The following is a 14,345-nucleotide window of genomic DNA, read 5'->3' on the forward strand; positions in this document are numbered from 1 at the left end:
CTTGACAATTTAATTGTTAAAACTCTTTGCTCTCTGTGCTTGATCTAGGTCAATTCATCGCACGTTGATAATTTATTTACCCACTATATCTTGTGTATTATTTTTCTAATAACACAAGATATAGTGCTTATGTTTAACTCAACACCACCGCAAATCGTTTTTCAAGAAGTGCCAGGAGAAGTCTCGCTATCGTTTTGTATTAGCGGCTGCGATCTTGGTTGTAAGAACTGTCATTCGCCAGAGTTGTGGGATGCTAATTACGGTCAACCGCTGACAAAGCAAAAATATATTGGCTATTTAGCGCAGTATCGACAAATGGCAACTTGTGTTTTGTTTATGGGAGGAGAGTGGCAACCTGCAATATTATTGCAGTACCTCAAACTTGCTGTCGATTATGGTTTCAAAACCTGCCTCTATACTGGCCAAGATGATGTCTGTTGGCAGTTAAAACAACAATTAAGCTACTTAAAAGTTGGTGCTTACAACTTTAAATTGGGTGGCTTGGCAAGTAAATCCACTAATCAACGTTTTATTAAATTACCTGAAAATCAATTACTTAATTATAGATTCATTAAGGAATAAGCGCGCCTATGTACCATATTGACGACAGTTTAATCGATGAAAAAATTAATTTTATTACCAACTATATCGAGGCGAACAATGCGGCCGACGGTTCAAAATATGATGCTAATGCCAATATCAGCAGTAAAAATATTGCGACACTAGAAAGTGAGCTGAACAAAGACATTAATATAGCCATCAACCGCCGATTGCTGACCAATAAAATTGCTGAAATATTTGATCAATCGCTGGCCCAGCAATATATCGATGACATTAACCAGCACTTGATTTATGCCCACGATGAAAGCTCACTTAAACCCTATTGTGTCAGTTTGTCGATGTATCCATTGTTACTCGATGGCTTAACTAAGCTGGGTGGAGAATCTAAAGCCCCTAAACATCTTGAATCGTTTTGCGGCAGTTTTATTAATATGGTTTTTGCTGTAAGTGCGCAATTTGCTGGCGCGGTGGCAACCGTTGAGTTTCTAACCTATTTCGACTATTTTGCCCGCAAAGATTATGGTGATGACTACTTGATCACCGCAAAATCTAACATTGAAGCGCATCTTCAGCACGTTGTTTATAGCGTTAATCAGCCAGCAGCAGCTCGCGGTTATCAATCGGTGTTTTGGAATATTTCATTGTTTAGTGAATCGTTCTTAAATGCGATGTTTGAAAATTTCGTTTTCCCTTGCGGTGACAGCCCTAAGTGGCAAACAATTAACCAGCTACAACAGTTTTTTATCGATTGGTTAGGCAAAGAGCGCGAGCGTGCGATGCTCACTTATCCTGTCGTTACAGCGGCGCTATTAACGCAAGACAAACAAGTTGCCGATGTTGAGTTTGCTCAGTTTTGTAGTCGAGAAATGGCAAAAGGTAACAGTTTTTTTGTTTATATGTCTGATAGCGCTGACTCACTTGCTTCGTGCTGTCGCTTGCGCAATGAAGTGGCAGATAACAGCTTTTCATACACGCTAGGCGCGGGCGGTGTTGCCACGGGCTCCATTAACGTGATCACTGTTAATATCAATAAGGTGGTACAGGAGCAGCAAAACTTACAAGCCATTATCGAGCGCGTACAGAAGTACCAAGTTGCTTATCGCAAATTAATGGAGCACTACCAAGACCAAGGTATGCTACCCGTGTACGATGCTGGTTTTATCCACTTAGATAAACAATTTTTAACTATCGGTATCAACGGTATGGTCGAAGCCGCAGAGTCACAAGGTATTGAAGCGAGTAATAACAAGGAATATAAAGCGTTTGTCTCCAAGCAACTCAAGGTAATTTACGATGCCAACAAAGCGGTAACTAAACAGTGGGGTTATAAATTTAATACTGAATTTGTGCCAGCGGAAAACCTAGGGGTGAAAAACGCAAAATGGGATCGAAAAGCGGGCTTAACAGTTGAGCGTGATTGTTATAACTCGTATTTCTATCCGGTTGAAAACGACCATATCAACGTCGTTGATAAATTTATTTTGCATGGTCATGAGTTGACGCAGTTTTTAGATGGCGGCTCAGCATTACACTTGAATTTAGATGAAGCACCAGATGAGCAACAGTACTTTCAGCTATATCAAATTGCCGCCCAAACAGGTTGCAACTATTGGACAACCAATATCAAAGTTACGGTTTGTAATCAGTGCGGCCATATCGATAAGCGGACATTGCACGCTTGTAGTGAGTGCCACAGTGAAGATGTTGATTGGGCGACTCGCGTGATTGGCTATTTGAAAAAAGTCACCAGTTTTAGCCAAGCGCGGCAAAAAGAGCACGCATTACGCCACTATCACAAAGAGCCAGTAAAAAGTGAAAGCGCCGCTTAGATAAAAAAACGCCCTAACAATCAATGTTAGGGCGTAATTAATCAAGTCAATTAACCTTATAAGCGGTAAATATTATCCGCGCTATCTCGGTCAATGAGTTTTACAAAAGGGTCTACACCGACATATTTAGGCTTCTTATCGACGATCAAGGTGATAATATTTTCACCGGTTTTTATCTCGTGTTTTTGCAGGTATTGCACGCTGCTTTGCACCGATAAATCCTCAGGATCTTCGCTAAATAAACCTACGTCTACCATATCGACAAAATCTTCTGGTGTTTCTTTACCGCGACCATCGGCTCTGAGTAAGCCAGCATCAATCGTGATAGTCACTTCGAATTTACCACTGTCGAGCTCAGCGACTTCTACTGCCTTAGTTTTAAGATCGTAAAGTGTGATGTGTTCGAATAAATTCGTGACAAATGTCTGCTCTTCAGGTGATGTATCTTGAATGATGTAAGCCATTAAATCCTTGGTGGTTGGATATGGCGTACTTTGGTATTTGTAGCGTGTTAAAAAGTCAGCAAGTGCTTTATTTAACCGTGCTTCACCAAGTCGGTCGCGGATCGCCATCATCACCACTGAGCCTTTGTTGTAGTGAATGTATTGCTGACCTTCACTGCGCATAAACGGCATTTCTTCAATATCTTCACGCGAACGACCTCTAAGGTAGCGATCGAGCTCGTATTTTAAGAATTTACGCAACTTGTCGCTGCCATATTTTTTCTCTAAAACCATTAGGGCTGCGTATTGCGATAAACTCTCCGAAATAATCGCACTACCTTGAACGTTAGCTGCGCCCACTTGATGGCCCCACCATTGGTGTGCTACCTCGTGTGCCGTCACGTAATAAACGGTATCGACGTTTTCAGGGTCGCGTAAATCAGTGATAAAACCAATATCTTCTGAATATGGCACCGTATTAGCGAAACTCTGCGCGAACGAGCGATAACCAGGGAACTCGATAATGCGCATTTGTTGATGCTGATAAGGGCCAAACGCAATGGTGAAATAGTCGATAGAGTCTTGTACCGATTCAATCATCCGATCAACATTCATGGCGTGATCTGGGTGATAATAGATCTCAATATTAATGCCTTTGTATTCAACTTTTTTAGCCGCTAAATTTGCCGACATGATTGAGTAAAAGTTTTTGATTGGCGCATTCATTTTATAGTGATAAACACGACGACCATCGATAACTTCTTCACTTTGTAAATAACCGGGCGCTATGGCAAATTGATCTTCTGACGTTGAAATCGTCGCTTCAAAGTCGATGAAATCAACACCCTTACCGAAAAAGCTCTCATTGTAATATTGGCTTTCTTCTAGTTTGTGGGCGCGCTCCAGTTTAGCTAAGTCGCGTTTTTTACGCTCGTGTTTGTCTCGTATTTGCCAGTCATTGCGGTAGCCAAAACTCGGGAACAAACTGAAGTTGTTAATAAAAGTACCGTTTTCAACTAATGAGAAATCCTCACCACCATCGGTAAAACCTTCATGGGCGCGGGTTACAGTTAACTTACCTTTGCGCACTTCACCAGGTTGTAATGCTTGCTCAAATTCGAACCACGCAGTGCGAAAACGCGCTTGATAACTGTGGCTTTCACCACCGTCTATTTCGACAGACCAATCTTTACTAAATGATGGTTTGCTGATCAAAAACTTTTTCAGCGGCTCAGCCGATTTATTTTCTACCGTGATTTCAGCTACTGCTTCAATCCGACGCTCACTTGGATAAATATCAACCTTAGCGTGAGTTTGAGTGATGGTTGGAATGTGGTCTTCTTTGTATTGGCCGTAGGTTTTTTCGTACTCACCTTGGGTATCTAAGCGGTCGTCTTGAATAACATACTCATTGATCACTCGCGTGTTGTAGTGAATGTAACTACCTGCGCCAACAAAAATCACCAAACCGAGTACGATTGCTACGCGTCCAGGTGCGCCAATGTAATATGACATACGCTTAAAACGCGATTTTAGTGGTTGCGCTGGGCCGCGATGCCATAAGCCGTAGGTGATAGCACTAAGTGCAATACACATACCTGCCCAATACAACATGTACCAATTAAACGCGGTCATGAAATGGCCATAGGTGTTAATGTCTGAGTAAAACACACGTGGGGCACCGCCAAACTGGAACATGTTGTGGCTGAAACCAAAGTTACTTAACACAAGTGTTGAAATGATAAACAACACAAACAGCAGCATACCAATGTATTTATTCGGGCTAAGCACTTGTAAGAAAAATGCTAGCACTACGCTCATTAACAGTGGTACTAGGTTGATATAGCCCAAGCGAATGGCGTACTGGCTCAGTTCAAAATTAAAATAACCTAGGGCAACTTGGTTGATAAGGGTAACAATCGTGCCAATGACATATAAAATCGCCATTACTAGCGTTAAAGCAATAAGCTTTGATAACCAGTAAGTGATATTGTTCACTGGCAGACTATCAATCATATCGCCCATACCTGAGTTGCGTTCGCGCCATACAACTTCGGCGCTGTAGTAAGTAATAATGATCAACATCAAAAGGCTTGTTGCGCCGCCAATTAAATCAACCATTTGTTGTGTTACTGGCCAGTTAGGTGTGCCGAAAACGCCGTCGGGATCTATTAATGGCCCGATAAGTGAAAATACGGTTAATGCACTTAAGATTAAAAATGGCGCACTAAATACCACTTGTTTAATTTCAAATTTGGTGCGCAAAAGCAAATGGGCGCGGGTATTAATACCTTGGTTTTTGTAGTCAATGCGATTATCTAAACAGGCTTCGCCTGTATCTGTAGTTTTAGCTTTGTCTTTGGTCGGTTTATTTTGCAAGCTGACTTTACGTGTAAAGCCACCAAATATTGCCAGAATAACGACGGCAATAACTAACCAAAGAATTCGGTTTTGCAGTAAGACACCCGTAAGTTCAATTGGTGTATTGTTTTTGTCGTACATGGTCCAGTAACGGGTCACTTCGCCAAACGTTCTAAAGCCGAACGGGTCGAGCAGGGCAACGGCGGTGCGATAGCTAGGATCAGATAATAAATCACCGGCCACGCTATATAAAATAAACAAAGCAACGGCAATTAAATACGCGCCCATCATGGATTTGAATTTATTGGCAAAGGCATAAAACAAACACGACATCACGAGTAATGTTGGTAAGGCGATATAAACGTAGGCCGTGATGTAATACGAGAGGTGGGTAGTGCCTAATCTGTCTTCGTCAACCCAACCGGCAAGTTCACCGATAAAACAGCCAACTAAGACGCCAAGTGGTACGAATAAGAAGACGGTTGCAACCGTGGCAAATGAGCCCAGAAAGCGGCCGAGTTGGTAGCTAACAGGGTTAATTGGCTTACTGTATAAAATTTCCGACATACCCGTTGTTTCGTTGCGTGTTGCGGTACTCGCGACAAAGTTAACAACTAAAAACATCGAGAAAATCAGCATAATGCAAACGGCTTGAGCTATAGCGTATGGGCCGTTGTAATGGATATTACCACCACCGCCAATTTGCACGCTATCACTAACCGTAGCAAAGAAGGTGAGCAAAAAGAAAATCGAACTGGTAACAATAAACGAGGGCTGACGAATTAAATATCGCCACTCAAAGAGAAACATTTTAGCTAGCATGTTAACTCCTTAAGCTGCACTGCGATGACTGTGCAAGGTAGAGAAATAAACATCCTCTAGGTTAGCCGGCGTGGTATCAAACCCTTCAGGTGCGGTATCTGCCAATACGTGAATAATTGTTTGGCCGGCAAATAAGCGCTTAGAAATCACGGTTAAGTTCTGTTCAATTTCTAGTGCTTCTTGTTGTGTCACGGTTTTACGCCAAATTTGACCGTTGAGTTGGTTGGTTAAATCGATTGGGTTGCCTTCGAGCAAGATCTGGCCAGAGGCAAGCACTGCCATGTTTGGGCAAAGCTCTGAAACGTCTTCGACTATATGAGTGGATAAAATAATGACTTTTTCTTGACCTAAACTCACGAGTAAGTTGTGAAAGCGATTGCGCTCTTCCGGATCTAAACCAGCTGTAGGCTCGTCAACCACGAGTAAATCGGGATCGCCAAGTAGGGCTTGAGCAATGCCAAAACGCTGACGCATACCACCTGAAAAGCCACTAACAGCTTTGGTTTTGTGTTGGTAAAGATTCGTGTGAGCTAGCAAGCCGTCAACCGCTTCTTTGCGTTGTGCTTTGTTGTCTAACCCTTTTAAGATAGCCATATGATCGAGTAAATCGTAGGCAGAAATGCGTGGGTAAACACCAAAATCTTGTGGCAGATACCCTAGGCGCTTGCGCAATGCTTGTGGGTTGTTGAACACGTCGATACCGTCAAAGGTAATTGAACCAGAATCAGCGTCTTGCAGGGTTGAAATCGTCCGCATTAATGATGACTTACCCGCGCCATTTGGTCCTAATAGGCCATACATGCCTTTGGGTATTTCTAAATTGACGTTGTTTAGTGCTTTAACGCCGTTGTCGTAGGTTTTGGATAATCCTTCTATTTTAAGCATTATTGTTATTCCTTTATGGGGTGTTTTAGTGTTAATAAAGTGTTAATTTATGCCATGTAATTTATTGATTTACAAGTGAAGTCACCTAAACCGTTGATTAGTATTCGAAGTTGTCTTGGCTAAGCGGTACAATACTTATACCAATTGAAATAAATATTTGACCGACTCAGAGCTACGTCAGGGAAGTTAGAATAAAAGAAATTTATGCAGATGTAGTCATTCTCCATCAAGTAAATTTGTGAAATTATCACTTTTCTGACGAGCTCCCAAGGGCGAGTTTAAAAGACTTTTATGCTTCGTTACTGATTTTGATAAGGGAATAACCATTATCGGCAATCAAAGCCTTGCCTAAAAGCCTTTTAAATCTCGCTGAGTGATCAAATATTTAATTCACTTGGTATTAATTGCCTTTATCTAATTGGAGCCCTCTTTTGTCTTGGTGTTTTGCATGTTGCCGTTGGCTGATTTATGTTGTTGTCACAAGTTTTTTTGCGTTGGCGAGCTACGCCGAATCGACGGCTAACTTTAATACGGTATTTTCTAAAGATGTGGCAAGCATGCTCAACGACAAAAGTATTCCGGGCGCAGCATATGTCATTGTTGAGCATGGTGAAATAAAGGCACTAGAAACCTTTGGTCATCTTGCTAAAGGCTCAAACCAAGCGGTAACACCAACCACTGTATTTCGACTCGCGTCAGTGTCAAAACCATTTGCGTCAACACTTACTGCCCAACTTGCACTCGAAGGAAAAATTAATTTACAGGCGCCGGTAACGCATTTTTTACCGGAGTTTAGTCTAAAGCAGGCGGGACAAGCCGATGAGATTAAAGTGCATCATTTGCTTAGCCATACCAGTGGCTTACTGCCAAATACTTACGACAACTTACTGCATGAAAATTGGAGTATGGAAAAAATCATTGGCCGTTTTGATCGCTTAGCACCCATTTGTCAGCCAGCAAAATGCTATGGTTATCAAAATATTATGTATGGATTCTTACAAGACGTAATCGAAGCTAGCCAGCCTCAACCTTATGAGCAGGTATTGGCAGACAAAATATTTACACCATTAGATATGCAGCAGGCGAGTGTCGGTTTAACCGCGTTTCGCGCACAAGGAAATACTGCCAAACCGCATATTTTAATTAGGAAAAAGAAGACGAATAAAAGTAGTGCCTATGGCAAACCGCGCATCAAGTATACGTGGAAGCAAGTTCAGGTAAATAGCGACTTTTACAAAGTACCAGCGGCTGCCGGTGTTAATGCCAGTATTTTAGATATGGCTAAGTGGCTTAATGCTAATATGGGCTATCAGCCTGATGTATTGTCTCCTGAACTTTTGGATAGAGTCACCACGCCATTTATTCGGACAAAACGCGACCTAAAAAGGCGTTATTGGCGTGACTTTTTGACCGACGCTCACTATGGTTATGGTTGGCGAATATATCAAATAGATCAGCAGGATTTAATTTATCACGGTGGCTGGGTTGAGGGTTTTCGCGCAGATATAGGTTACATGCCTGAATTGGGCATCGGTTTTGCTATTTTGATCAATGCCGAGTCTAATGTGATCAGCGAAATATCGGCAAGGTTTTGGCAGCAAATAGCGGAGCGTTCTGCAGCTACACCAGCTAACCAACAACACATGCAAACTCCTTAACAGCACATTATCATGTTACTAAACTGGTTCTCGTTAATCTTTAAATTAATCACTGCTTTTATCGCGATTATTTTACTCGTGATTTTATGCGCATTAGCCTATGTAAGTTGGGCACCGATTTTTGGTGGTAGCCCCGACGCTAAAAGCCTCGAAAAAATGACTCAGTCACCTAACTTTGACGGCGAAAAATTCATTAATTTGACACCTACCGTAATCGCAACGCCAAGTGATACTTCCCAGACAATTTGGGCGACGCTCTTTGATTTGCTTTCGCCACCACCAGATAAAAACCCGCGCCAACCACTTCCTTCACAGCCGTTAACCAAACTAGATAACGGTGACTATGTTTGGCTCGGTCATTCAACCGTGCTGTTTAAGCAAGATGATTTGACGGTGATTACTGATCCAATATTTTATCGTGCTTCACCCGTGTTTTTTGGCGGTAAGCCTTTTGCTCAAAAAACGCCAACAACGCCTAATGATTTGCCTAAGCTTGATGTTGTGATGATTTCCCATGATCACTACGACCATCTCGACAATCAAACGATTGCCGCAATTGATGACAAAGTGACTCGATATTTAGTGCCACTTGGTATAAAGGGCCATTTACAACGCTGGGGTGTGGCGAGTAGTAAAATTACCGAGCTAGACTGGTATCAATCGACACAAATCGAACAAGTAAAATTTACCTTAACCCCTTCGCGTCATTTTAGTGGTCGTGGGTTAACCGATAGGTTTGCAACCCTTTGGGGCTCTTGGGTTGTGCAAAGCTCGAAACAGTCGATTTATTTTAGTGGTGATGGTGGATACTCTGAGGAGTTTAGTAAAATTGGCGAGTTGTTCGGCCCGTTTGACATCGCCTTTTTAGAAGATGGCGCGTACAATCGAGATTGGTCACAAATTCATATGTTTCCTGAGCAAACAGTACAGGCGGCAGTCGATCTTAAAGCCTCTGTTGTATTGCCAATTCACTGGGCCAAATACGACTTAGCTAGACACCGCTGGACGGAGCCAATCGAGCGAACAATAGTTGCAGCAAAAGAACGCAATGTGGCTTTAGCAACCCCGATTATCGGCCAAGTGTTTACCCTTGAGCGTTACCCTGATAGTGCTTGGTGGCGCAATATGCCTTGAGTAAGCGCTTAAGTTTTATGTTAGATACAAATACGACAAGATTTAAGGAGCGTAGGCAATCCTTATGATGATGGAGCACGGCAGACATTTTCAGCACTGGTCAAGAAAAGGTGAACCGTTACACTTTTATGGGGCTAATGGCTTTCCTGTGGGCTGTTATCAAGGTGTCCTCGAGCAGTTAGCTGAGCAATTTGCCGTATCTAGCTTATTTAATCGCGCAACCTGGCCAGCCACGCGCATGCCAAAATCGTTTGATTGGCAAATTTACGCCGATGATTTAATACACTTTTTAGAGCACCATATCACTAAACCTGTTATTGGCGTGGGCCATTCATTGGGCGCAACAGCGACAATCTATGCCGCAATAAAGCGACCAGACTTATTCTCTCGATTGGTGCTTATTGAGCCCGCCATGGCGTCGCCTTGGTTGGCGAGAATATTAAGAGTTGCGCCGTTTAAGTTAAAGCGGCGAATCCAACCGATAAAATACACCGTAGCTAAACCTGAACACTGGCAGAGCAAACAAACATTTTATGACGATTGCCGCAGCCGGCGAGTATTTAAACGCATAGATGATCATAATCTACAGCTGTTGGCTCAACACAGTTTGATTGAAGATGAAGAAAACGCATATCGCCTCACGTTTCCTAAATTATGGGAAGCGAGAAATTATGCCAGTGCGCCCAACTTATACAAAACGCTTGGTCAACTTCAGGTGCCGGTTAGTGCCATTCGCGGTAAGCCTTCATTGTATTTTTCACAGAAAAGTTGGCAGGTTTGGCAGCGAGTTAGCCCGCACAGTATCTTTTTGGAGAACCTAAATTATGGCCACTTAATACCGCTTGAGTCACCAAATGAGTGCGCGCGGTTAATGCTAAGCGGTATTGAGCAATCGAGAGAACAGGTTAGGTTGAGCGAGTAAAATAAGGTAAACTACTGGCTTTTGGAGAAGGCATGATGAACCGGAAAAAGAAAGTCAAACAAACACTCAAAGCAAAAATGAAAAAGGCCAATGCTAAACTGCACAAAAGCAATAAGCCGAAATACATTTCAAAAGCTGAACGAGCCAAAATGGCATTAGCTAGTGAGCAAGTAGTTAACGAAGATCAAACGTAGTGCACCATCATAAAAAAGTGACAACTAGCACCACCTAAAACAAAGACATGCCAAATTGCGTGATTAAATGGAATTTTCTTTTGCACGTAAAAATAAACACCAGAGGCATACACTAACCCACCTGCAGCAAGTAACACTGTGCCACCTAATGAAAGCGCTTGATATAAGTGGTGGATAATAAACAGTGAAATAAAACCCATGCCCAAATAAGTAATCAAGGAAATGATTTTATATCGGGTACCAAATTTAACCTTGAACCAAACCCCAGCGATTGCCAACGACCAGATCAAAGCCAACATGCTATAACCGAGAGAGCCTTGTAAAGTAACCATCATCAGTGGTGTATAAGTACCTGCGATCAACAAATAAATTGCACAATGATCGAGTGTTTTTAGGACTTCTTTAGTTTTGACATGGCCAATGGCGTGATACAAGGTTGAGGCTAAAAATAAGATCACCAAGCTGGCTCCGTATATCGAAAAGCTTGTAATGCGCGACACATCACCGTCTAAAGATGCCCATACAACTAGTACGGTGAGGCCGGCGACACTTAACAACGCTCCAATTCCATGGCTAACCGCGTTAGCAATTTCTTCTGCTACAGAGTAAGCGGCATTGTGCTGCTGTGTTTGACGAGTAGTTGATGTCATAAATATACCTTTAGTGTACAGGTGTACGCTGAAACATTTTAGCACTCATTTCCTGAGATTAAAAGTTGTCTGACCAGTAATGTGCAAGATACTTTAAAAAGGTGAATTTTGGACGATTTTTAGTTAATTGAGCTATATTCAATCTGTATACGTATAACTAATTTACATAGCGTAAAATTTAATCTTAGCCGAATTTAGATCAAGAATTTGGTGTTTAGAGGAAGGCCTATGCGTGAAAGTAACGCGAGTATGCATGGTTACTACCAAGTGAGTTATGAAAATAATATCGTCATTGCCACGTTAAAGGGGGCGTGGAATGAAAATACTGCCCATGCGTTTAGTGATGACTTTAAATTAGAAGCTAGCGCTTTAGTCGCAAATAATTGGGGCCACATAGTATACCTTTGTGATTGGGAAATGGGGGTGCCTGGTGTCGATAAAATTCTAGAGTCTTTGGTCGCTTGGTGTATAGATAATGGGTTAACACATGCCGCGCACGTAGTAGGGAAGTCGAAAATAACAGAAAAATACGCCGGAAAAATAGTCCACAGTAAAGATCAGATATTCACTAAGCAGGTATTTCATGACGAACAGCAAGCTCTGCAATGGCTGTCCGAGTTTGATTATACCCTCAAATAAGGTACTTAATTGACTTATTGATCATTCAGAATCGTTATATTCTTGGTCGTCTATACAGACTTATAAACATAATTTTCAAACAATCGTTTAATTTTTTAGAGTAATCACTTTACAAGCGTAAAGTAATTACTCTATAATGCATTTGTTCCTTGCGAACACCTGTTGTAATAATTTGTATATTTTCTAGCTTTCCCCATAGCTAATCCGCCGATGATTTTATCATCGGCTTTTTTCTTTCTGCCTTCCGTTAAACAAGCTAAAGCTTTACTTGCCTTGCTCAAGCATCCCGTTAATCACTCACGGAATCTATCCTTTTATTTGCTTTGGTTATTTTTTACAATTCGATAACTTCAGTTTGTTGTTGAACTTCATGAAACAATACCTCGACATTTTTGTTAATTTTTTTACTTTAGGTCTAATTAGCTTTGGCGGCCCCGCAGCTCATATTGGCTATTTCAATCACAAGTTTGTCCAAAAGCTCGGTTGGTTGTCACAACAAGAATATGGCCAACTCGTGGCGTTGAGTCAGTTTTTACCTGGGCCTGGCTCGAGCCAAGTTGGCTTTGCTTTAGGGTATAAAAGGGCAGGGGTTATTGGCGGCTTTACTGCATTTATTGCTTTTACCATGCCTTCAGTAGTATTGATGTTGTTGTTGGCAAGTTTGAGCCAGCTATGGGTTGATAATGTCTTGTTTTTTGGGGTTGTTCACGGCTTAAAACTATTAGCAGTCGTCGTGGTGGCTGATGCAGTATTGACTATGTTTACTAGCTTTTGCCAATGCCAACGGACCAAATCTATCGCGGTTATTGCCGCCCTATTTTTACTAGTGGTCTCGGGTATTGCTTCGCAAATGTTAGTTATTGTCGTTGCTGCATTATGGGGTGCTAAGTTTTTAGCAAGTGAAGCATTGCTCCAAAACCGCAAAGTTGATGTCAGGTTTAAACTTGATTGGTTGCCTTTTGGTTTGTTTATTTTATTGTTTGTTGGCTTGCCTGTTATTGCGTCATCATCAAATATAGCGAGTATTTTTGCTGATTTTTACTATGCGGGCAGCTTAGTGTTTGGCGGCGGACATGTTGTATTACCGCTGTTACAAGAGTTACTGGCTGATACGCTCTCAACGGATACTTTTTTAACGGGATATGCGGCGGCACAAGCCGTACCAGGGCCAATGTTCACCTTGGCAACATTTTTAGGTTTCCATTTGGCGCCAGAAGCCCCAATACTCGGTGCTTTAACCGCAACTATAGCTATTTTCCTTCCCGGATTTTTACTGATGTTAGCGTTTTTAAAATATTGGCAAACTATCGCGCAAATGCCCAAGCTGTCTGGCGCTATTCAAGGGGTAAATGCTGCCGTTGTCGGCTTGTTATTTAGCGCTTTGTATCAGCCACTATTTACGTCTGCCGTCGTAAGTGCCCAAGATATGGCGATGGTGGTACTAGGATATTTTTTATTGAAACAAGTGCGATTGCCGATTGTTTATTTAGTCTTAGGTTTTGCCGCTACTGGCGCATTAGTGGCTTGGTTGTAAGCCCGAGCAATTAGCTGATAACAAAAAGGCAGCCTGCGCTGCCTTTTTCTGTAGGGGGAACGCGATTACACGTCGTTTTCTTCTATTTTAGCGCTGTCATCAGGCGTGGCAAACCAATTGCTGATCACTTGCGTTGCTTGGTCAACGCCGGTGCGCTTGAGTGAAGAAAAGGCGAAAACTTTAATATCACCGCCGAGTGGTTTTAACTTCTTTTTGACAGACAGTACTTCAGCACTCGCTTTACCTTGTGAGAGTTTATCGGCTTTAGTTAATAGCGCCAAGACGGGTAATTCGCTATCAACTGCCCATTCAATTAATTGGTGATCTAGGTCTTTAAGCGGGTGACGAATATCCATTAGCACAACTAAGCCTTGCAAGCTTTCACGTTTTTCTAAATATTCTCCTAGTGCTTTTTGCCACTTCTTTTTCATTTCAAGTGGGACCTTGGCAAAACCATAGCCAGGTAAGTCAACAAGACGTTTACCGTCTTCAACGTCAAAAACATTGATCAGCTGTGTTCGGCCAGGCGTCTTACTGGTACGCGCCAAACTCTTTTGGCGTGTTAGTGTGTTTAACGCACTTGATTTACCAGCGTTTGAGCGACCTGCGAAGGCAACTTCAATGCCATCGTCATTAGGTAATTTTCGAATATCAGGTGCACTAATGGTGAAATGTGCTTTATTTAAATTAATCGTGTGATCTGACAAAGTCGA

12 protein-coding genes are annotated in these 14,345 nt (G+C 42.1%); 8 read left to right on the forward strand and 4 right to left on the reverse strand.

The genetic code is table 11. The features are described from left to right. Positions 1-129 precede the first annotated feature (129 nt). Together LP316_RS03805 and nrdD are read left to right on the forward strand one after the other, a co-directional pair. Positions 130-582 carry a 4Fe-4S cluster-binding domain-containing protein gene (locus LP316_RS03805; protein ID WP_193022760.1) on the forward strand — a complete coding sequence of 151 codons (453 nt, stop codon included), beginning with the start codon at positions 130-132 and terminating at the stop codon, positions 580-582. 8 nt (positions 583-590) lie between these two features. Continuing rightward, positions 591-2,390 carry an anaerobic ribonucleoside-triphosphate reductase gene (nrdD, locus tag LP316_RS03810; RefSeq protein ID WP_193022761.1) on the forward strand — a complete coding sequence of 600 codons (1,800 nt, stop codon included), beginning with the start codon at positions 591-593 and terminating at the stop codon, positions 2,388-2,390. A gap of 56 nt (positions 2,391-2,446) precedes the next feature. On the opposite strand, the gene LP316_RS03815 is transcribed toward nrdD, so the two are convergent. Together LP316_RS03815 and LP316_RS03820 are read right to left on the reverse strand one after the other, a co-directional pair. Further along, on the reverse strand, positions 2,447-6,016 hold the full coding sequence (locus LP316_RS03815) for an ABC transporter permease/M1 family aminopeptidase (protein ID WP_193022762.1): 3,570 nt from the start codon (positions 6,014-6,016) through the stop codon (positions 2,447-2,449). A 9-nt stretch (positions 6,017-6,025) separates the two neighbouring features. Beyond that, on the reverse strand, positions 6,026-6,901 hold the full coding sequence (locus tag LP316_RS03820) for an ABC transporter ATP-binding protein (protein ID WP_193022763.1): 876 nt from the start codon (positions 6,899-6,901) through the stop codon (positions 6,026-6,028). Positions 6,902-7,332: 431 nt separating this feature from the next. Between LP316_RS03820 and LP316_RS03825 the strand changes: the two genes are divergently transcribed. From LP316_RS03825 to LP316_RS03840, 4 genes are all read left to right on the forward strand, one after another. After that, positions 7,333-8,559, forward strand: coding sequence for a serine hydrolase domain-containing protein (locus LP316_RS03825; RefSeq protein ID WP_226960795.1), 1,227 nt, complete (start codon positions 7,333-7,335; stop codon positions 8,557-8,559). A 12-nt stretch (positions 8,560-8,571) separates the two neighbouring features. Next, entirely contained in the window at positions 8,572-9,693 is a 1,122-nt protein-coding gene (locus LP316_RS03830; protein WP_193022764.1) for an MBL fold metallo-hydrolase, read from the forward strand. Between the two features lie 64 nt (positions 9,694-9,757). Continuing rightward, positions 9,758-10,615, forward strand: a complete 858-nt coding sequence (locus LP316_RS03835; RefSeq protein WP_193022765.1) for an alpha/beta fold hydrolase — start codon at positions 9,758-9,760, stop codon at positions 10,613-10,615. Positions 10,616-10,650: 35 nt separating this feature from the next. Next, positions 10,651-10,809, forward strand: coding sequence for a DUF2986 domain-containing protein (locus tag LP316_RS03840; RefSeq protein WP_193023799.1), 159 nt, complete (start codon positions 10,651-10,653; stop codon positions 10,807-10,809). Here the strand turns inward: LP316_RS03840 and trhA are convergent. Then, positions 10,800-11,459 (reverse strand): PAQR family membrane homeostasis protein TrhA, encoded by a 660-nt coding sequence (trhA, locus tag LP316_RS03845; protein ID WP_193022766.1) that lies wholly within the window; start codon positions 11,457-11,459, stop codon positions 10,800-10,802. The two genes, LP316_RS03840 and trhA, sit on opposite strands and share 10 nt — an antisense overlap. Before the next feature lie 228 nt (positions 11,460-11,687). On the opposite strand from trhA, the gene LP316_RS03850 reads away from it, so the two are divergent. Together LP316_RS03850 and chrA are read left to right on the forward strand one after the other, a co-directional pair. Continuing rightward, the gene (locus LP316_RS03850; protein ID WP_193022767.1) at positions 11,688-12,098 is read left to right on the forward strand and encodes a hypothetical protein; all 411 of its coding nucleotides are present in this window, start codon (positions 11,688-11,690) and stop codon (positions 12,096-12,098) included. Positions 12,099-12,468: 370 nt separating this feature from the next. Continuing rightward, the gene (gene chrA, locus LP316_RS03855) at positions 12,469-13,632 is read left to right on the forward strand and encodes a chromate efflux transporter (RefSeq protein ID WP_193022768.1); all 1,164 of its coding nucleotides are present in this window, start codon (positions 12,469-12,471) and stop codon (positions 13,630-13,632) included. 65 nt (positions 13,633-13,697) lie between these two features. Here chrA and yihA read toward each other — a convergent pair whose 3' ends face one another. After that, positions 13,698-14,339, reverse strand: coding sequence for a ribosome biogenesis GTP-binding protein YihA/YsxC (gene yihA, locus LP316_RS03860; RefSeq protein ID WP_193022769.1), 642 nt, complete (start codon positions 14,337-14,339; stop codon positions 13,698-13,700). Positions 14,340-14,345 lie beyond the last annotated feature (6 nt).

This window comes from Thalassotalea sp. LPB0316, assembly GCF_014898095.1.
Classification (GTDB): Bacteria; Pseudomonadota; Gammaproteobacteria; order Enterobacterales; family Alteromonadaceae; genus Thalassotalea_G.

Bases quoted from the DNA above. Each gene is read 5' to 3' on its own strand.
- LP316_RS03805 (WP_193022760.1), top strand. From the start codon at position 130: ATGTTTAACTCAACACCACCGCAAATCGTTTTTCAAGAAGTGCCAGGA.
- nrdD (WP_193022761.1), top strand. From the start codon at position 591: ATGTACCATATTGACGACAGTTTAATCGATGAAAAAATTAATTTTATT.
- LP316_RS03815 (WP_193022762.1), bottom strand. From the start codon at position 6,016: ATGCTAGCTAAAATGTTTCTCTTTGAGTGGCGATATTTAATTCGTCAG.
- LP316_RS03820 (WP_193022763.1), bottom strand. From the start codon at position 6,901: ATGCTTAAAATAGAAGGATTATCCAAAACCTACGACAACGGCGTTAAA.
- LP316_RS03830 (WP_193022764.1), top strand. From the start codon at position 8,572: ATGTTACTAAACTGGTTCTCGTTAATCTTTAAATTAATCACTGCTTTT.
- LP316_RS03835 (WP_193022765.1), top strand. From the start codon at position 9,758: ATGATGATGGAGCACGGCAGACATTTTCAGCACTGGTCAAGAAAAGGT.
- LP316_RS03840 (WP_193023799.1), top strand. From the start codon at position 10,651: ATGAACCGGAAAAAGAAAGTCAAACAAACACTCAAAGCAAAAATGAAA.
- trhA (WP_193022766.1), bottom strand. From the start codon at position 11,459: ATGACATCAACTACTCGTCAAACACAGCAGCACAATGCCGCTTACTCT.
- LP316_RS03850 (WP_193022767.1), top strand. From the start codon at position 11,688: ATGCGTGAAAGTAACGCGAGTATGCATGGTTACTACCAAGTGAGTTAT.
- chrA (WP_193022768.1), top strand. From the start codon at position 12,469: ATGAAACAATACCTCGACATTTTTGTTAATTTTTTTACTTTAGGTCTA.